This is a genomic window from Dysosmobacter segnis (assembly GCF_014297285.1).
Taxonomy (GTDB): Bacteria; Bacillota; Clostridia; order Oscillospirales; family Oscillospiraceae; genus Oscillibacter; species Oscillibacter segnis.
Map to the genome: position 1 here is coordinate 69,970 of NZ_JACOQI010000010.1, position 19,096 is coordinate 89,065.

General features: G+C 58.4%; 17 protein-coding genes. 6 read left to right on the forward strand and 11 right to left on the reverse strand.

The genetic code is table 11. The features are described 5' to 3' along the window. Positions 1-4: 4 nt before the first annotated feature. Together H8Z83_RS11205 and H8Z83_RS11210 are read right to left on the reverse strand one after the other, a co-directional pair. Positions 5-1,126, reverse strand: coding sequence for an ABC transporter ATP-binding protein (locus H8Z83_RS11205; RefSeq protein ID WP_187015104.1), 1,122 nt, complete (start codon positions 1,124-1,126; stop codon positions 5-7). 28 nt (positions 1,127-1,154) lie between these two features. After that, positions 1,155-3,026, reverse strand: coding sequence for an ABC transporter permease (locus tag H8Z83_RS11210; RefSeq protein ID WP_187015105.1), 1,872 nt, complete (start codon positions 3,024-3,026; stop codon positions 1,155-1,157). A 492-nt stretch (positions 3,027-3,518) separates the two neighbouring features. Here H8Z83_RS11210 and H8Z83_RS11215 point away from each other — a divergent pair, with 492 nt between their 5' ends. The 4 genes from H8Z83_RS11215 (at position 3,519) to arcC (ending at position 8,414) form a co-directional block, all read left to right on the forward strand. After that, positions 3,519-4,406, forward strand: a complete 888-nt coding sequence (locus H8Z83_RS11215; protein WP_187015106.1) for a glycerophosphodiester phosphodiesterase — start codon at positions 3,519-3,521, stop codon at positions 4,404-4,406. 321 nt (positions 4,407-4,727) lie between these two features. Next, positions 4,728-6,137 carry a YgeY family selenium metabolism-linked hydrolase gene (locus H8Z83_RS11220; protein WP_187015107.1) on the forward strand — a complete coding sequence of 470 codons (1,410 nt, stop codon included), beginning with the start codon at positions 4,728-4,730 and terminating at the stop codon, positions 6,135-6,137. 27 nt (positions 6,138-6,164) lie between these two features. Next, a complete protein-coding gene (ygeW, locus tag H8Z83_RS11225; RefSeq protein ID WP_187015108.1) occupies positions 6,165-7,358 on the forward strand; it encodes a knotted carbamoyltransferase YgeW in 1,194 nt (397 codons plus the stop codon). A 117-nt stretch (positions 7,359-7,475) separates the two neighbouring features. After that, positions 7,476-8,414 carry a carbamate kinase gene (arcC, locus tag H8Z83_RS11230; RefSeq protein ID WP_187015109.1) on the forward strand — a complete coding sequence of 313 codons (939 nt, stop codon included), beginning with the start codon at positions 7,476-7,478 and terminating at the stop codon, positions 8,412-8,414. A gap of 69 nt (positions 8,415-8,483) precedes the next feature. Here the strand turns inward: arcC and secG are convergent, their stop codons facing one another. Then, the gene (secG, locus tag H8Z83_RS11235; protein ID WP_187015110.1) at positions 8,484-8,714 is read right to left on the reverse strand and encodes a preprotein translocase subunit SecG; all 231 of its coding nucleotides are present in this window, start codon (positions 8,712-8,714) and stop codon (positions 8,484-8,486) included. A gap of 237 nt (positions 8,715-8,951) precedes the next feature. Here secG and lexA point away from each other — a divergent pair, with 237 nt between their 5' ends. Further along, positions 8,952-9,560 carry a transcriptional repressor LexA gene (lexA, locus tag H8Z83_RS11240; protein WP_187015111.1) on the forward strand — a complete coding sequence of 203 codons (609 nt, stop codon included), beginning with the start codon at positions 8,952-8,954 and terminating at the stop codon, positions 9,558-9,560. A gap of 1 nt (position 9,561) precedes the next feature. On the opposite strand, the gene H8Z83_RS11245 is transcribed toward lexA, so the two are convergent. The 4 genes from H8Z83_RS11245 to H8Z83_RS11260 form a co-directional block, all read right to left on the reverse strand. After that, a complete protein-coding gene (locus H8Z83_RS11245) occupies positions 9,562-10,275 on the reverse strand; it encodes a polysaccharide deacetylase family protein (protein ID WP_187015112.1) in 714 nt (237 codons plus the stop codon). 179 nt (positions 10,276-10,454) lie between these two features. Beyond that, positions 10,455-10,760 (reverse strand): hypothetical protein, encoded by a 306-nt coding sequence (locus H8Z83_RS11250; RefSeq protein ID WP_187015113.1) that lies wholly within the window; start codon positions 10,758-10,760, stop codon positions 10,455-10,457. Positions 10,761-10,823: 63 nt separating this feature from the next. After that, the gene (locus tag H8Z83_RS11255) at positions 10,824-11,234 is read right to left on the reverse strand and encodes a hypothetical protein (protein WP_187015114.1); all 411 of its coding nucleotides are present in this window, start codon (positions 11,232-11,234) and stop codon (positions 10,824-10,826) included. A 132-nt stretch (positions 11,235-11,366) separates the two neighbouring features. Continuing rightward, on the reverse strand, positions 11,367-12,044 hold the full coding sequence (locus H8Z83_RS11260) for a Crp/Fnr family transcriptional regulator (protein ID WP_187015115.1): 678 nt from the start codon (positions 12,042-12,044) through the stop codon (positions 11,367-11,369). Positions 12,045-12,233: 189 nt separating this feature from the next. Between H8Z83_RS11260 and H8Z83_RS11265 the strand changes: the two genes are divergently transcribed. Continuing rightward, positions 12,234-12,665, forward strand: a complete 432-nt coding sequence (locus H8Z83_RS11265) for a CBS domain-containing protein (protein WP_187015116.1) — start codon at positions 12,234-12,236, stop codon at positions 12,663-12,665. Between the two features lie 471 nt (positions 12,666-13,136). Here the strand turns inward: H8Z83_RS11265 and H8Z83_RS11270 are convergent, their stop codons facing one another. The 4 genes from H8Z83_RS11270 to glpK form a co-directional block, all read right to left on the reverse strand. Next, on the reverse strand, positions 13,137-15,149 hold the full coding sequence (locus H8Z83_RS11270) for a bifunctional metallophosphatase/5'-nucleotidase (protein WP_187015117.1): 2,013 nt from the start codon (positions 15,147-15,149) through the stop codon (positions 13,137-13,139). A 306-nt stretch (positions 15,150-15,455) separates the two neighbouring features. Next, complete coding sequence (lysA, locus tag H8Z83_RS11275; RefSeq protein ID WP_187015118.1) at positions 15,456-16,748, reverse strand: diaminopimelate decarboxylase; 1,293 nt, start codon at positions 16,746-16,748, stop codon at positions 15,456-15,458. A gap of 314 nt (positions 16,749-17,062) precedes the next feature. Then, the gene (locus H8Z83_RS11280; RefSeq protein ID WP_187015119.1) at positions 17,063-17,476 is read right to left on the reverse strand and encodes a zinc ribbon domain-containing protein; all 414 of its coding nucleotides are present in this window, start codon (positions 17,474-17,476) and stop codon (positions 17,063-17,065) included. 87 nt (positions 17,477-17,563) lie between these two features. Beyond that, the gene (gene glpK, locus H8Z83_RS11285; RefSeq protein ID WP_187015120.1) at positions 17,564-19,075 is read right to left on the reverse strand and encodes a glycerol kinase GlpK; all 1,512 of its coding nucleotides are present in this window, start codon (positions 19,073-19,075) and stop codon (positions 17,564-17,566) included. Positions 19,076-19,096 lie beyond the last annotated feature (21 nt).

A 19,096-nucleotide genomic window follows, 5' to 3' on the forward strand; every position in this document is an offset into this window, starting at 1 on the left:
AAATTTACACGCAGTATTTGATCAGATTCTCGCTCTTGGTCTCGAAAACATTGACCTTCTTGGGATTGAAGCCCAGATACACCGGCTCGTCGCTGGCGTAGTGGGTGGAGCCAAGCTCCTTGACCGTCAGCATGGTGTCGCCCACCCGGACGCTGACCAGCGTTTCGGAACCGGCGGGCATACCGGAGTAAACGTGGCCTTCCACCCAATGCGCGTCATCCGCCTGACGGCTGATGGACAGCTGCTCGGGCCGGACGCCGATGGTCACATCGACGCTGCCGGACTGGGGTGCAGCCTCGGTCATATCGCCCCGCTCGAAGCCCATCTGACCGAGAGGACTATCGACCCGCATACCGCCGGCCTCCACCTGAGCGGTGCCCTTGACGAAGTTGATGCTGGGGTTGCCGATGAAGTCGGCCGTGTAGAGGTTCACAGGGTTGTCATACAGTTCCAGAGGCGGTGCGACCTGCACCAGCTCGCCCTTGCGGTACAGGGCGATGCGGGTGGACATGGTCAGCGCCTCCACCTGATCGTGGGTGACGTAGATGATGGTGGTGCCGGTCTCGTGATGGAGCCGCTTCAGCTCGGCGCGCATATCCACGCGGAGCTTGGCGTCCAGATTGGAAAGGGGCTCATCCAGCAGAAGCAGTCTGGGCTCGGAAACAATGGCGCGGGCGATGGCCACACGCTGCTGCTGACCGCCGGACAGCTCGGTGGGATAGCGCTTGGCGAATTCACCGATCTGCATACGGTCCAGAGCGCTGGCGACCTTTTTGGCGATGGTCTCGCTGTTTTCCTTGCGGATACGCAGGCCGAAGGCCACGTTGTCGAACACGGTCATGTGGGGCCACAGCGCGTAGGACTGGAACACCAGATTCAGGTTGCGCTTGCTGGGCGGGGCGAAAGAAGCTTCCGCCGCGTTGACGATCTCCTTGCCGTCCATCAGGATGATGCCGTTCTGGGGCTTTTCCAGGCCGGAGACCACGCGGAGGGTGGTGGTCTTGCCGCAGCCGGAGGGCCCCAGCAGGGTCATGAAGTCGCCGTCCTCGATGGTGAGGTTCAGATCCTTCAGAACGTGGTTTTTGCCGTAATATTTATCAATATGAGTCAGTTCAATTTTACTCATGGTCTCGTCTCCTCTTTTTTATCTCATCTCAGCCGGCCATGCTCTTGGCCAGGTCTGCGTCTCCGAAGATATTTGCCAGTGCGTATACCAGGAACACGATGGAGAACATCACGATGGCCACGCAGTTAGAAGCCTGCGGGCAATTCTGGTTCTGGTACTGGAACGCCAGATACGGCAGCGTGGAAGTCTTGGGCGTCATGATCAGGATGATCAGATCCAATTCCTTCATAATGGAAACGAAGATCAGCATGAAGCCGGAAATAAAGCCGCCCTTGGACAGGGGGAACACGATCTTGACAAAGCGCTTGAAGAAGCCTGCACCCTCAATGGTGGCGGCCTCCTCCAGCTCGCCGCTGATCTGCAGCATGTTGGAGGTACCGGCGCGGGAGGCAAAGGGCAGATGCTTGACCACGGAGGTCAGCGTCAGCAGGGCGAAGGTGCCGTACAGGGCCGGAATGAGCGTTACGCCGAAGAGCGTCTGAGGCTTGGAGAACATGGACAGGTAAATGCCGCCGAACGCCACGGAGGGGATCAGGTAGGGGATAAACACCAGCTGCTCCACCAGCTTGCCGTGGAGCTTGCCGCGGCCCTTGGCGCAGATGTAACCGAGCATCTGACCGAAGATGGTGCCGAACACGCCGTTGACAAGGGTCAGCTTCAGGGAGTTCACCAGAGACATCATAAAGGTTTCATTCTTGAAGATGCCGGAGACGCCCTCCATGATGTTGGGATCACCCTCGCCGATCCAGTAGTACAGCGTGAAGTTGGACAGAGAATAGGTGCCCTCCTTCAGCATGCAGCTCTCCAGGATCAGGATGATCACCGGCATGATGATGCCGACGATGAAGAAGATGAACAGGATGATGGTCACAATGGGCTTCCAGCCGCCCAGACCGATGGGGGTGGACCGTCCGCCCTTGCCGCCGATGGTGGCGTAGGACTTGCGGGCGCCGATGAGCCGCTGGTTGATGAACACCGACAGAGAAGCGATGCAGATCATCAGGATGGCCATGGCGAAGGCCGTCTGCGTGTTCTGGGACTTACTGTTGGAATACAGCTCGCTGGACAGCGTCCGGAAGCTGACGGGAGAACCCAGATAGTTGATGGTGCCGAAGGTACCGATGGCCTTGGAGAAGGTCAGGATCACCGCGGAAAGCATAGCGGGCAGCACCAGAGGCAGGGTGATCTTCCGCAGGATCAGGGGCTTGCTGGCTCCCTGGATCTCGCCCATCTCCTCCAGCTCGGAGTTGATGGAGTTCAGTGCTGCGGACACCAGCAGATATGTATATGCGTAATAGTGGAGTGTCAGCACAATGATGATCGCCAGACGGCCGTAAGCGATGGGAGACAGAATGGCTTCGATCTGCTCCGTGGATACGCCCGCATTCATCATGAGGGCCGCGATAAAGCCGGGAGCGCCGCCGACGCGGGGGGTCTTGAACATACTCAGCCATGCCTGAGACTTGACCCAGGAGGGGATCATATAGGGGATGATCACCGCCAAGGAGAAGAAGGGCTTGAAGGGAAGGTCGCTGCGGACCATCAGCCAGGCCAGTATGGAGCCAAGGGCGATGGCGCATACGGAAACGCCGACGCCGATGGTCAGGGAGTTCAGCAGGGGCTTGAACAGCAGATTCCAGGAAAGGTCACTGGCCAGCAGCCGCTGCCAATAGTACAGGGTAAATTTGCCTACGTCGGCCATGGTGCCGCCGGTGGCTCTCAGGTCCCGCTGCGCGAGCTGGAACGTGGTGGAGAGCATGTCTACCAGGGGAAGAACGATCAAATAAGTCAGCAAAACAATGGCAACCAGCACGATCACGTTATAGGGGTTGGTTACGACTGCCTTGACCTGATTCTTGAAACGCCTGGATTTCGAATAAGACTGATCTAATGGTTTCATCGTGGACAGGATCCCTCTCTTTCCTCTTGCGTGGAGGTGCGGCTTGCTATCGCAAACGTTTTCAGTCCTCCTGTTTTTTATGATATATTTTCCATAAGAAAAAGTCAAGAATTTAATATATATTTGGCATATTACAATAGAACAAGTGCATTAATTTTATGCACCTTGCATAGTTAAGCCAACGCAGCACCAACGCAACGCCAACGCAAACTATTGCGCAAGCGCTTTCCATTTTGTCGCAGGCTATTTCATCGATGCAGAAATACGATGATCGCGGGGCAAACAAATGACCCGATCGAAATTTTACATTGCACCTCTCTGAGATCTGCCCTATAATTGGGTATCCCCTACCCTTCCGGTGAAGAAATTGCCGGATCGAAGCGCGCAATGCTCACTTTTATCGGGATATCCGCGCGTATTCTGCACCCCCGCTTTCTTCCGTGGCATGATCCCGGTTATAACACCCCAAAAAAACACGAGGAGTACAAGGCCATGAAAAATGTAAACGCATATACCGGGCCGCAGCGGTTCGCTCATCGCGGCTTAGTCCAGGCTGCGCCTGAAAACACGCTGGGCGCTTTCCAGGGAGCTGTGGACGGCGGATACGAGGGGATCGAAATTGATGTCCAAATGACCAGAGACGGCGAGATCGTCATTGCCCACGACAGCAATTTCACCCGGATGACGCTCGGCCATCCAGACGGCGGATCAAATCGCCGGATCAGAGATCTGACCTGGGATGAGATCCAGAAAATCGAATTGCCTTACGCAAATCACCTGCTGAGCGAAGTGCCACCGGAGCATTCCGAGATCCAATTGCTGGCAACGCTGCCAAAGCTTGTCATGGGTCAGGTTGAGGGCCGAGACTACGAAACGGCCCTTGCGGAAGATGGGCGCATGGCCCATTTGATGCGCTTTTCCGATTTTGACGCATGGCTCACCGCTCAGCGCAAAAGCATCACGGTGGAAGTTGAAGTCAAAGCCCCCGGCCTTGCTGGACCGATACTGGAATTGCTCAGTAGATCTCCCAATACCTGCAGCTACATTCTCTTTTCCGGAGATCCGGTTTACGTGGGAGAAATGCAGGCGGCGGTTCGCAAAAACGGAAAGCCAACCGGTTTGCGGATGGGGGCTAATATGCGCCGCTTAACGGAGGAAGCCAAGCGGATGATCCCGAACATGGATCTGTTTGAAGTGGGGCTCAACGCGGATGCGTTTACCTGCGAGGATGTTCGCTGGCTGGGAGAGCATGGGATCCATGTGTTCTCGAATCTGGGAGATTATCCCGATTGGTGGGAAAAAATGGTTACGCGCGGCGTGTTGGGGTTTAAGACCAACTACGCGGCGGCGTACACCAACTGGTGGAATTCCCGGCATTGAGCTTCAAGCCTGCCCGATTGCTAGCGATTTGCCGCAGGACGCTGACCATGCCGGGATGACCACACAGCTGACAGTATTTTATGGCCTCCGAATGTGCGGCAGGCTGTGCCTGACCGAGCTGCTATACCCTGGCAGCGGTCTCTCTTTTTTCTTCCCTCGCAGGCAGATTTTTCTCGGTTTTTCACGGGTGTGATCCTGCGCTTTTTGCGGAAATCGCCAGACGCAAATTTTGTTTGACACCATTGGGAATCGTGCTATGATAAGAGTGAAAGCACCCCCTGCATACGCACTTTATAAAACCGGATCATGGAGGGTAATGATATGGATTTTGAAGCGATCAAGGCTGCGGCCCAAAATTATCAGGCGGACATGACCCGCTTTCTGCGGGAAATGATCTCCCATCCCAGCGAGAGCTGCGAGGAGCGGGAGGTTGTTCACTGCATCAAAGCGGAGATGGAGCGGCTTGGCTACGACAAGGTGGAAGTGGACGGTCTGGGCAACGTCATCGGCTGGATGGGAGACGGCGAGAAGATCATCGCCATCGACTCCCACATCGATACCGTGGGCATCGGCAACCTCTCCAACTGGGAAGCCGACCCCTACGAAGGCTATGAGACCGAGGACGTGATCTACGGCCGGGGCGGCTCCGATCAGGAGGGCGGCATGGCCTCCGCCGTGTACGGCGTGAAGATCATGAAGGAGCTGAACCTGATTCCCGCAGGCTACAAGATCATGGTAGTGGGCTCCGTCCAGGAGGAGGACTGCGACGGCATGTGCTGGCAGTACATCGTCAACAAGGACTTCAACGGCCCGGAGGACGCCCGCAGCAAGATTGAGTTTGTCATCTCCACGGAGCCCACTGACGGCGGCATCTACCGGGGCCACCGGGGCCGCATGGAGATCCGGGTGGATGTAAAGGGCATCTCCTGCCACGGCTCCGCCCCTGAGCGGGGCGACAACGCCATTTACAAGATGGCGGACATCATCCAGAACATCCGCTCCCTCAATGAAAACGGCGACGGCCCCTCCAATGAGATCAAGGGGCTCGTGAAAATGCTGAATCCGGAATTCAACCCGGAGCACGCCGAGGACGCTCAGTTCCTGGGCCGTGGCACCTGCACCGTGTCCCAGATCTTCTATACCTCTCCCTCCCGCTGCGCTGTGGCGGATAGCTGCGCCATTTCCGTGGATCGCCGCATGACCGCCGGCGAGACCTGGGATTCCTGCCTGAAGGAGATCGAGGCTCTGCCCGCCGTCCAAAAGTATAAGGATGATGTAAAGGTCAGTATGTACATGTATGACCGGCCCTCCTGGACCGGCGAGGTCTACGAGACCGAGTGCTTCTTCCCCACCTGGATCAACAAGGAGAGCGCCGCTCACGTGCAGGCGCTGGCCGATGCCCACAAGGCCCTCTGGGGCGAGGTGCGCATCGGCCACGCTGACGCCGACCCCAAATACGACGCCATGCACCTGCGGAACCGCCCCCTCATCGACAAGTGGACCTTCTCAACCAATTGCGTGTCCATTCAGGGCCGGTACGGCATCCCCTGCGTGGGCTTCGGCCCCGGCGCGGAATCGCAGGCCCATGCGCCCAACGAGATCACTTGGAAACAGGACCTCGTGACCTGCGCCGCCCTGTACGCCGCCGTGCCCGGCCTGTACAAAACGGAGGAGAAAACCGAGAACGCCACGGAATTCCGTCAGTCCCTGACCGACAATGACATCCAGTAACTATGTTCATGAATAGGAGATGGAATTATGTCTAAAACGATCGAATTGGCCCGCCGTTTAGAGCGTTTGCACATCAACAATATGTATAAGTCCGACTTTTATTGGACTTGGGACAAGACTGATGAGGAATTGGAGGCCATCTTCACCGTAGCCGATGCGCTGCGGGATCTCCGGGAGCGGAATCAGTCCACCCGGATCTTTGATTCCGGTCTGGGTATCTCCATCTTCCGGGACAACTCCACCCGCACCCGCTTCTCCTTTGCCTCCGCCTGTAATCTGCTGGGTCTGGAGGTTCAGGATCTGGACGAAAAGAAGTCTCAGATCGCCCACGGCGAGACCGTTCGGGAAACCGCCAACATGGTGTCCTTCATGGCGGACATCATCGGCATCCGAGACGATATGTTCATCGGTGAGGGTCACAAATATCAGAAAACCTTTATGGATGCCCTGGATGAAGGCTACCGGGACGGCATTCTGGAGCAGCGGCCCACGCTGGTAAACCTCCAGTGCGATGTGGACCACCCTACCCAGTGTATGGCGGATATGCTCCACATGATCCACCAGTTCGGCGGTGTGGAGAATCTGAAGGGCAAGAAGATCGCTATGACCTGGGCATATTCTCCCTCCTACGGCAAGCCCCTGTCCGTCCCGCAGGGCGTCATCGGCCTGATGACCCGCTTCGGTATGGATGTGGTGCTGGCTCACCCCGAGGGCTATGACGTCATGCCTGAGGTAGAGGAGATTGCCAAGAAGAATGCCGCTGCCACCGGCGGCAGCTACAAGAAGGTCGCCACCATGGAGGAGGCCTTCGACGGCGCGGATATCGTCTATCCCAAGAGCTGGGCGCCCTTCGCCGCTATGGAACAGCGTACCAAGCTGTACGCCGCCGGCGATCAGGCGGGCATCGACGCGCTGGAGCAGAAGCTGCTGGCCCAGAATGCCCAGTTCAAGAACTGGACCTGCTCTGAGGAAATGATGAAGCGCACCAAGGACGGCAAGGCCCTGTATCTCCACTGCCTGCCCGCCGATATCACCGGCGTTTCCTGCAAGGAGGGCGAGGTGGACGCCTCCGTGTTCGACCGGTATCTGGTACCCCTCTACAAGGAGGCCAGCTTCAAGCCCTATATCATCGCCGCCATGATCCTCATGAGTCAGGTAAAGGACCCTGTCTCCTGTCTGCGGGCATTGGATGGTGCCAATGACAGCCGCAAGCGGTTCTAAGTCTTATATTTCCTGTTGAACCCTCATAAAAACGACAATAGCGGGGATACTGATTGCATCAGTATCCCCGCTATGATTATCCATTGTCAGAAATTGTCAGGAATGAGGAGCAACAGTATGGGTAAACGAATCGTCATCGCCCTGGGCGGCAACGCGCTGGGCAAAAATCTGCCGGAACAGATGCTGGCGGTAAAGGAGACCTCCAAGGCCATTGCGGATCTGGTAGAAGCCGGGCACACGGTAGCGGTGGCCCACGGCAACGGCCCCCAGGTGGGCATGATCCAGAATGCCTTCGCCGCCTACTGCAGGCAGGAGCCGTCCGCCGATGTGATGCCCCTGTCCATGTGCGTGGCCATGAGTCAGGGCTATATCGGCTACGATCTGCAAAACGCCCTGAAGGAGGAGCTTTTGAATCGGGGTCTTCAGCAGGGCGTCGCCACGGTGCTGACGCAGGTGGTCGTGGATGGAAACGATCCCGCCTTTCAACACCCCACCAAGCCCATCGGCGCGTTCATGACGAAAGAGGAAGCTGAGCAGATGGCCCGCGAAAAGGGCTGGCACATTGCGGAGGACGCAGGCCGGGGCTGGCGGCAGGTGGTGGCCTCTCCCAAACCCTTAGCCGTAGTGGAATTGACCACCATCCGGGCGCTGGCGGAGGCAGATAACGTGGTCATCGCCTGCGGCGGCGGTGGGATTCCCGTCATCGCCACGGACAATCACCATCTCAAGGGCGCCGCCGCAGTCATCGACAAGGATCTCGCCTCGGAGCTGCTGGCGGAGCATCTGGATGCCGATATGCTCATCATCCTCACCGCCGTGGAAAAGGTGGCTGTGAACTTCAACAAACCGAACCAGAAATGGCTGGATACCCTGACGCCGGAGGAAGCCCGCACTTATATAGGCGAGGGGCAGTTTGCTCCCGGCTCCATGCTTCCAAAGGTGGAAGCCGCCGTCAAATTTGCGGAATCCAAGCCCGGCCGCACCGCCCTCATTACCCTGTTGGAAAAGGCCCGGGACGGCATCGACGGTAAAACCGGCACCCGTGTCACCTGCTGAGCTTCCCCGCCCCCCACAGCCGAACACGCAAAAAAGAGACGCCCCCAGGCGTCTCTTTCGTTTCCGTTTTTAGTTCAGGATCAGCAGGATCATGGTCAGCACCAGGAACACGGCGCCGAACCACTTGGTAGCGCGAGCCAGCTTGGCATCGATGGTCTTGGCCTTGTTCTTGGCCAGGAAAGAATCAGCCACGCCGCCGATGGCACCGGACAGGCCCTGGCTCTTGCCGGACTGGAACAGCACGATCAGGATGATAGCAAGGCCGCAAAGCAGCTGCAAAATAGTAACAACGGTCTTCATAGTGGACAACCTCCGAACATTCATTCGCGCACAGGCGCAGAAAATCATCTTACAGAAGTTTATAATACCATAGCTTTGTCCCTATTTCAAGTCCATTTTACAAAAAATATCTGTCAAAGTCTCTCGTTATCCATAGAACAAATGTTTGCATTTTGAGAAAAACTATGGTATACTGACAGTAAGATACATTGCTCCGGCGCAGCTGCCGGAAGCTGCCAATAGAATGGAGGTCATTTCATGCTTTCTGCCATGCAGCAGAGGATCTATGATTATATTGCCGCCTGCATCCAGACGCAGGGGTATCCCCCGTCTGTCCGGGAGATCGGCGAGGCTGTGGGCCTGCGGTCCCCCTCCACCGTCCACTTCCATCTGAAAAAGCTGGCGGATGCCGGTGTCATTGAGATCGGTGCCGGAAAAGGACGGGCCATCACCTTGACCCATCCCGCCGCGCCGTCCGTCCCGGAGCCGGAGGAACCGGCGGACCGGGTGCCCATCGTGGGCAATGTGGCGGCCGGCAGTCCCATTCTGGCTCAGGAGTGCATCGAGGACTACCTCACCTTCCACACCGGGCATCCCGGGGACGTTCACTTCGCCCTGCGGGTCCGGGGCGAATCCATGCTGAACGCGGGAATTCTCCCCGGCGATCTGGTGGTGGTGCGGCAGCAGCAGACCTGCAATCAGGGGGAGATCGTGGTGGCCATGATTGATGACGAGGCCACCGTCAAACGGTTTTCCCGGAAAAACGGCCATATCTGGCTATTGCCGGAAAATGACGATTACGAGCCTATCGACGGCACCTACGCCCAGATCCTGGGCAAAGTGGTAGCCGTGGTGCGGCAGTACTGAGCTACACCCGCCCGGACCGGTACATGGCCCCTGCCTGCGGCTGGATGCCGTTCAGCTCCAGAAGCTCTTCCACCGTAACAAACCAATACCCCTCCGCCTCCAGCGCGTCCACGATCTGAAGCGCCGCCTCCACGGAGGAGGGGTAGATGTCATGCAGCAGAATGATGTCGCCGGGCTGTACGTCCTTTAAAACAGAGCGGACCACCATCGCCGTATCCCGGCTTTCCCAGTCCCGAGGGTCCACGCTCCAGTGGACCATAGGCACCGTAACGCCGGTGCGGACCGCCGGATCAATGAGGCCGTAGGGCGGTCGCAGCCAGCAGCTATCCGTGTCCAGGAGTTTACAGACTGCGTTTTGCGCCGCCTGAATATCCCGGAGCTGCGTCGCCGGAGCCGTACCGTCCAGGCGGATATGGCTCCACGTATGGGTCCCCACCTGATGCCCTTCTGCCTGCATCCGCAGCACCAGATCCTCGTTCCCCGCCAGCCGCTCCCCCACTAAGAAGAAGGTAGCGCTGGCCCCCCGCTCCCGGAGGCCGTCCAGCAGCCGGGCGGTGGTGCCCCGCCGGGGACCGTCATCAAAGGTGAGAGCTACATAGTTCGGCTCCTCCGGCAGTTCCGCCGGGGCTGAGGCCGGTACCCCCGTCACCTCCGCCGCCGACTCTAAAAAAATCAGCAAAATCAGATAAACAAAAATTGACAGCAGCTTTTGCATCCCCATCGCTCTTTCTTTCCGTATTCAGGGATAGTTTGCGCACGGGGCGGAAAAATACCGCTGTCAAAATCATGGAACGCAGACAAAAAAGGACAGCCTTGCTCACTCAAGGTCAGTTTGTTCCGGTTTCGTGCAGGGTCAAAGAAACACCGCCTCACGAAACATAAGGCGGTGTCTTTTTACTCGTTTTTCAGGATATTTCTGTATTTTTTGTCGATAAAAAACGTAAACACAATGGATGGCATGGCCAGCGCAAGCAAAATGATACAGAGCAAACCTGTCCCGATATTCGCAGCCGTATGCACCGCTATCCGATTGAACAACAGCCACGGGACACCCAGCATCAGCCACGATACGCCCAGCAAGCGAACATAGGCTTTCGTCCAGTCATGCCCTCTGTATTCGCTTCGGATGATCTGAAAACCCAATATGCCGGCGATTCCGTATATGACCCAAAAGGCACTCATTATCAAAATCACGTTCACAGGGACACGCCCCCTTCTGATTCCGGTTCTCCGGCATTTCTCACCCAAACGGGTGGAAACCCGTCACCACATCAGCAAAAGTCCGACTAAAGAACTGAGGATATTCAGCCCGATGATGGCCGCAAAAATCCAGAAGATCAGCTTGCCCACCGCAGGCTGCGCTTTCCCGCTTTGTCTTCCGCTCTGCCGGGATGCGGTTCTCTGCACAGACGGCTGTGGCGCCGCAGCCGCCGTCCGGCGGGTGCCCTTGGAAAGGCCCATGCGCTTGCGTTCCCGGTTCTCCTCATGCAGCTCCTCATGGACGAAGGACCCGGCATGGCCCCGCTCATTGATCCCGTCCACCCGGATCACCGCGCCGTTGGCGTCGATGGTGGTGGACTTGGGCGGCTGGTTGAACGCGCCGCACTTCGGACAGAAATCATCGGTATCATAATCGTAGGTCTTACCGCACTCATAGCATCGCACTTTGCGCATAACGCCACCCGCCCTTTCATATCTCTGCCTGTATGATACCACAGTCCCGCCCGTTTGAGAAGAATTTTTTGAAGTCGATAGGACGCGAAGTAAGACTGGGTATTCATTTTAGGATTGCCCCGCGTCACATATTCAAGCTGTCGGACGCTCCTCCAAGAGGCGGATCTGCCGCCCGTCGGTGCAGACGATCCCCTGCTCCTTCAAATGCCGCAGCTCCCGCATCATGGCGCTGCGGTCCGTGGCGATGTAGTCCGCCAGAACACTCAGGGAGAAGGGCAGCGTGAACACATCCTCCCCGCTCTTCTCCGTCTGCTGGCGGAAATAGCACAGCAGCTTTTCCCGAATGGACCGCCGGGACAGGACGTCCACCCGCTCGCTGAGGGAACGGGTCTTATTGCTGAGCAGGTTCATCATATTGTAGACCAACGTGCTGTGGTGGGTGCAGGCATTCTCGCAACGTTTGAATATGCAGGAATTGTCGATGAACAGAATGTCGCAGGCAGTGCGGGCCACCACCTCCAGACTGTCCGCCGCAAAGCCCGCAAAGGCCAGATGGCGGCCAAACACGCCGCCGGGTCCCATGTCCTCCAGCACCGTCGCCACGCCCGCCTCGTCGATCCGGATCAGGGACACCTGCCCCCGCTCCACAATGCCTACTGCGTCCGTCCGGGAGGATGTAAAATCATAGACCTGTTCCTCCGGCACATAAGACCGCTGGGCCGCCTGAAAGCAGGTCAGCATCCGGCGGTATTCCTCATAGCTGATGTCATGGAACAGCGGACTGGTTTTCAATTCCTGGGCTGTCAGCATCGCAGCGCCTCCTTGTTGCATTTATCACTATTTTTTATCATAGCAGGTCCTTGCCGAAAAGAAAAGGACTATTTTTTTAAATTTCATACATTGTTCAAGAAATCGACAATGGATTCCTGTATACTGTATATAGAGAAAAGGAACGGTTCCGCCGCTGTCGGCGTTCGTAAATGGAAAGGAGCACTCAGCGTGAACATTGCCTATTTTCTGCTTCCCAAAAGCCGGATCGCCTATCTGTACGATGACTTTACCTTCCGCCAAGGTCTTGAAAAGATGCGTAACCGGGGCTATACCGCCATCCCCGTCATCACCCGGGACGGCCGGTATGTGGGCACTGTCAGCGAAGGGGATTTCCTCTGGCGGTTGTTAGATACCGACGATCCCTCCATGAAAAAGGCGGAGGAGCTGCGGGTCCGGGACATCATCGGCAGCAAATACCCGGCGGTCCGCATCACCGTGACCATGGACGCGCTGCTGGAAAGCGCCATGAATCAGAACTTCATTCCCGTCATCGACGATCTGGATAATTTCATCGGCATCGTCACCCGGCGGGACATCATCAGTTACTTAGCCAAGGAAAACGAAAATAGCTTTGCGCCCCCTGTTTCCAAAATTGGATAAACAAACCCCCGCCCAAAATTGGGCGGGGGTTTCATCGTGCCGAAAAAGTCTTTTCGCCCCGCTGAGCAAGTTTTCAGAACTTTATAAAAGTTCTGAAAACTTAGGATTTCAATGGCAAAGAAATACGTTGCCGGCCTAATCGTTTTCCGGGCGCAAGACGCCCGGAAAACGGGAGCCTTCCTCGAAACAGGCTCGCTTCATCCGCCACTGGCGGCGCTTCGCCCGTTTCCCCTTCTTGGGTTATCTCCGCGCTAAGAGCCGCCTTGCGGCGGTTGCGCTCCGAAACACGCCTGCGGGCGCAGTCCCGCGCACACCTTTCACCCGCAAGGGGTATGCAGCATCCGTAAAGCGGCACAGCCGCTAACGGCTGCCCTACCTTACCGTCGCGGAGAATTTACCACTTTATCGACAGTCACGCATCCCCGGAGTGCCATGTATTCCGGGGATGGTTTCATTCAATGCTCCATCAGTTCACCGGGGTCGGCTTTTTCCGCCGGATCGGCGGCGCAGGGAGCGAATCAACAGGAGGATCAAGGCCAAAATCAGCAGTACGATCCCCAGCACCACCCACGTGATCCCGTTCCAACCGGCCAAAAGCTGTCCCGGTGCGAAGCTGTCGGACACCTGCTTGCAGCCGTTGGCGGGGTCGGCGTAGCGGTCAGGGAGGCCATCCTCCCCGAACTGCTCCAGATACGCCGCCAGCGCGTACCATTCCTTCAATTCATTACCATTTGCATCGTAGAGAATACAGTCGGCAAAATCTGTCACCGGAGTGCCGTTGGCCTGCTTCGGCTCCAGGGACAGCAGCCCCATGGATTTGCTTTTCACCGTGCCCAGCATTTGGGCGGAGTACATCCCCGTCACCACCCGGTAGAGGGCGTTATCGTCGATCTCATAGGCATTTCCCGTGCCGCTTTCATCGAAGGTCACATCCGTCAGCGCCGCATCGTAGACCCGGTTGAAGAACATCCGCTTGGTGTTGAAGGCGTACTTGGCTCCGGACATATAGAGCTGGGCCGCAGGCATGATGGGCGTCACGGAGGCGTCCACCTCCATGGCGGCCTTCAGTTCCTTGCCGGTGAGGTACACTGCCACCAGCGGAAAGCCGGAGGTGCCGTCCTCCCCCACGCCCATAGACAGCACATCAAAGGCCATCGCAGCTGTCAGATCTCCTGCGGGCAGGTTGGCCCGGAGAACGCCGTCGGCCGTCACCGAGACCGTATGGGGGCTGTCGGCATAAGCGGCGTTCAGGGTACGATCCGCCCACAAAAAAGCATCGGACACCAGCGTTCCAAGGCCATTGTTCTCCTGCACGGCGGACGCTGGCGTGTTCAGATCGTAGTCTGAATGAGTCAGCACCTCGTCATAGGTCAGGCCGTACCGGGCCAGATACGTCTCCCCCACCATGTCCTTCCATTGCTCCACGAGCCCGGCGATCTCCGGATTCTCCGCCACCGTTTCGTCAATGGGGATCAGGCGGTAATCCAGCAGCCGCTTTTCTCCGCCATCGTCCCACGAGAAGGTCAGGCTGCCCAGATTCTGACAGTAGGGGCCGCTGGAGACGATATAGGTATCGTTCACCACCAGCGGCTCCGCCAGTGTGGAGTGGGTATGTCCGGAGACGATCACGTCAATGCCGTCCACAGCCTTGGCCAGCTCCTCATCCTCGGAGGACGCCAGCGAATCCCCGGTGCCGCTGTGGGACAGACAGACGATGATCTCTGCCCCCTCCCCCTTTAGGGTCTCCACACAGCGCTTGGCCGCTTCGGCGGCGTCCGTCCGGGTGAAGCCGGAGGTGGGGGCGCACTCATCGGAATCCACCCCCATCAAGCCGAACAGACCGTAGGTCACGCCGCCCCGTTCCAGCGTCATGCAGTCCGTCACGCCATAGTCCTCCATAGCGGACCGGATGAATGCCCGGTCGGGGTTATCATCGGCAGGGGCATAATTGGCCTCTAACAGCGTCGGCAGTACAGGGGTAACAGGGCCGAACCGCTCTCTGTAAGCGTCCATATTCTCAAGCGGCCGGGCATCCACCAGCAGTAGTCCCACCGCCGCCTGTTGAGCAGCCTTAGCGGAATTCAGCATTTCCGCGAAGCCAACGCCCTTGTGGTCAAACTCGTGGTTGCCGATGGTCACGGCGTCGTAACCCATGGCTCCCATGGTCCGCAGCTCCGCCGCCTGCGTGGTGTAAAGGGTCTGGATCAGGGAGCCGATGGAAAAGTCTCCGCCATCCACCAGCAGGGCGTCCGGATTCATCGCCCGTTCCCCGTCGATGACGGTTTTCAGCCGGGCGTAGCCACCGCTCTCCCCTCCCTCCGCCGTGGGCTGGGGGAGGAAATGGGAGTGGAGATCGTGGGTGAACAGGATGGTCGTGACGTTCGTCTCCTGAGTACAACCTTCGGCCACGGCACCGACAGGGAGCGCACACAGCGCCGCCAACAGCAGCGCCAGAAAAAATGCAGAAAAGCGACGGAATTTCATACAGTTCCTCCTGATTTACAATAAAGGAAGAGAGTCCGTAAGGACTCTCTTGAGGCTGTCGATAAAGAGGTAGATTCTCCGCAACGGAAAGGAAGGGTGTGCGCGGGAAACCCAAGAAGGGTGTCCTGCGCCATTGAAATCCTTAGTTTTCAGAACTTTTATAAAGTTCTGAAAACTGGCTCAGCGGGGAGAAAAGACTTTTTCGACACGCTGAAGAGAGTCCGTAAGGACTCTCTTCTGATTTCCGATTGCCAGCCTTACAGCCCACATTATACTGGCCGCCCCTCGGCCTGTCAACAAACCTGCTTACAGGTCCAGTGCCGTGAGGTCCGCGAAGGTCTCCCGGCGGACCGCCTCGTAAATACGGTCCGGGGTCAGCATCACCACGGCAGGGCGGGGCAGACGGTTATAGTTGGAGGCCATGGAGTAATTGTAAGCACCGGTGGTGCACACCGCCAGAATGTCCCCCCGGCAGGTGTCTCCCGGCAGCTCCACGCCGGGCTGGATGATATCCCCGCTCTCGCAGCAGCGGCCCACCACATCGAACCGCTCCATCGAACTGGACTTATAGGCGTGATAGACAGTGTAGCGGGACTGGTAGAGCGCGTAGCGGGGGTTGTCCGTCATGCCGCCGTCCACCGCCGCGTACTGCTTATAGCCGGGAATGCGCTTCACGGAGCCCACGGTGTACAGCGTCATCCCCGCGTCCGCCACGATGCTGCGGCCCGGCTCCATCAGGAACCGGGGCATGGGCAGGCCCAGCCGTTCCGTTTCCTCCTTCAGATGGGCCGCCAGCTCCGCCAGACGGGCGGGAATGTTAATGGCCTCGTCCTCAGCGGTATAGCGGACGCCGTAGCCGCCGCCAAGGTTCAGATCTGAAAGCGTCACGCCGGTCTCCTCCCGGATGGATGCCAGGAAGGGCACCATGATATCCAGCGTCCGCTGGTACACATCCTCTCCGAACACCTGCGAGCCTACATGGCAGTGCAGGCCCCGGAGGTCCAGATGGGGCAGCGTCAGAGCCAGCTTCACCAGTTCCATGGCCTGACCGGTCTCCACCGCCGCACCGAACTTGGAGTCCACCTTTCCGGTGCTGACGGCCTCGTAGGTGTGGGGGTCAATGCCCGGCGTTACCCGCAGAAGGATCTTCTGGGTGACGTTGGCCTCTGCCGCCGTCTTTTCCAGCGCTAAAAGCTCCTCCCGGTTGTCCGCCACAAAAAAGCCGATGCCCTGACTGACGCCATAGGCAAGATCCGCATCGGTCTTGCAGTTGCCGTGGAAGTAGATCCGCTCCGCCGGGAAGCCGGCGCTGAGAGCGGTGTACAGTTCCCCGGAGGATACCACGTCCACGCCCATGCCTTCCTCCGCCATGATGCGGTACATCTGCTTGAAGGACGCCGCCTTGCTGGCGTACAGTGGCAGAGAGCCGGGGCCGAAATGGTCACGGAACGCCTGCAGATACATCCGGCAGTTGGCCCGGATGCGCGCCTCGTCCATCAGGTAGAGGGGGGTGCCATACTCCTTGGCCAGTTGGGTCACGTCATATCCGGCGAAGGTCAGGACTCCCTCCGGCGTCCGATCGATGTTGTTGGAAAGCATTTGGACTCCTCCTTAGTGGGAAACCGGCGTTGCCCGGCAGTCCACATTTTTATGGTTTAAATAGTAACACATTTTTTCTTGATAAGGAAGCGGCCTTCTGTTCAATTTTTGACGGATTTCGACCGGCTTTTCCGTGATTTTACCGCTTATGCGGCTCATTTTTTCCACAAAGCCTTAGTGGGGGGACATTCCTGCCGTGTTTGTCTTTTCCACGTGGAATACGTTGGATAGTGCTTCAACACTTTAGGCTATTCCTCGATTCCGTGCAAAAACCAAGGCCGCCCATAGGACGGCCTTGGTTTTCTGTATATGCGTTAATCCATGGGAGCACCGCACTTGGGACAGAACTTACTGTCAGACTCCGCGCCGCACACCGGGCAAATCTTCATGCCCGGCTCCGCCGCAGATACTTCACTGTGCTCCACCTTGATGGCGTTCTTCTGCTCCTCCAGCTCCGCGATGCGGGCCTTGGAAGCGGCAACGGCATCCGCCAGTTCCTGAACGCCCTCGGGCAGTTCTCCCTCATACTCGTTGATGAACCACTCGCCGATCAGGCGGCAGTTCTTCTCGATCTCCCGCTGCTCACCGGCGATGGCCACGGAGATCTTGGTCTTTTCCGTGGTCTCCCGGGCCTTATCCGCGGCGACAGCCGCCACGTCCTTGGCCTTGTCAGCCGCCACAGCGGCCACATCCTTCGCCTTACGGCCCAATTCCTCAAAAAACGCCATCGTAAACGCTCCTTTCACGGCCGGTCTATCCAGCCGAATGATTCATGGCCTTAGTATACTTCCCTTTTTTCAAAAACGCAACAGCGTTCACACATTGTTTTCAATCCAACTCCGGGAGCGCTCCACCGCCCGATGCCAGCGGGCCAGATCCGCCAGACACGCTTCCTCTTCCCGCTGGGGACGGAACACGCACTGGCTTCGGCGCAGAGCTGCCAACTCGTCAAAGCCGTTCCACACGCCAACGGCCAGTCCCGCCAGCGCCGCTGCGCCGAAGGCGGTGGTCTCCACCTGAGTGGGCCGGTCCACCGGCAGCCGCAGCAGATCCGCTTGGATCTGCATGAGAATATCGCTGACGGACGCGCCGCCGTCCACCCGCAGTTCCGTTAAGGGACAGGGGGCGTCGGCATTCATCACCCGCACCAGATCGGCGGTCTGATAGGCGATGCACTCCAGCACCGCCCGGGCGATATGGGCCTTGGTGCTGCCCCGTGTCAGGCCTACGATGGTGCCCCGGGCGTACATATCCCAATAGGGCGCGCCCAGGCCGGTAAAGGCAGGCACCACCACAACGCCGCCGCTGTCCGGCACGCTCTCCGCCAGCCGGTCACACTCCGGGGCGCTCTGGATCAGCCCCAGCTCGTCCCGGAGCCACTGGATGGTGCTGCCTGCGTTGAACACGCTGCCCTCCAAGGCGTAGACGGTTTTCCCCGCCACCTGCCAGCCCACGCTGGTCACAAGGCCGCTGCGGGATCGCACCGGCGTATCGCCCACGTTCATCAGGGTGAAGCATCCGGTCCCGTAGGTGTTCTTCGCCTGACCGGGGGTGAAGCAGGCCTGTCCGAACAGGGCGGACTGCTGATCGCCCGCGCTGCCGCACACCGGGATGCCCGCCAGATCCTCCAATCCCGGCAAGCCGGAAGCCAGATGGCCGTAGACCTCGCTGTTGGACTTCGGCTCCGGCAGCAGGTCCATGGGGATGTCCAGCGCGGCACAGAGCGCCGGGTCCCATTGCAGGGTATGGATATTGAACAGCATGGTACGGCTGGCGTTGGAATAGTCCGTCACATGGGCCTTCCCGCCGGTCAGGTTCCAGATGAGCCAGCTGTCCACCGTCCCGGCGCACAGTTCTCCCCGCTCCGCCCGCTGGCGGACGCCGGGAATGTTGTCCATGATCCACTTCAGCTTCGTACCGGAAAAATAGGCGTCGATCAGCAGGCCGGTCTTTTCCGTCACCGTTTCTCCAAGGCCGTCGGCCTTCAGCCGGTCGCAGATCTCCGCCGTACGGCGGCACTGCCACACAATGGCATTGTACACCGGCTGTCCTGTCCGGCGGTCCCACAGGATCGCCGTCTCCCGCTGGTTGGTGATGCCGATGCCCGCGATGGCCTTGGGGTCGATGTGGGCGGCGTCCACCGCCTCGGACAGCGCCCGGACCGTGGTGGCCCAGATCTCCATGGGATCGTGCTCCACCCATCCCGGCTGAGGGAAGATCTGCCGGAAGGGATATTGGGCCTTTGATACGATCTCTCCCCGGCTGTTGAACAGAATGGCCCGGGAGGTGGTGGTTCCCTGATCCAGTGCGGCAATATAGGTCTCCATTGGGTTTCCTCCTCTGGTAAT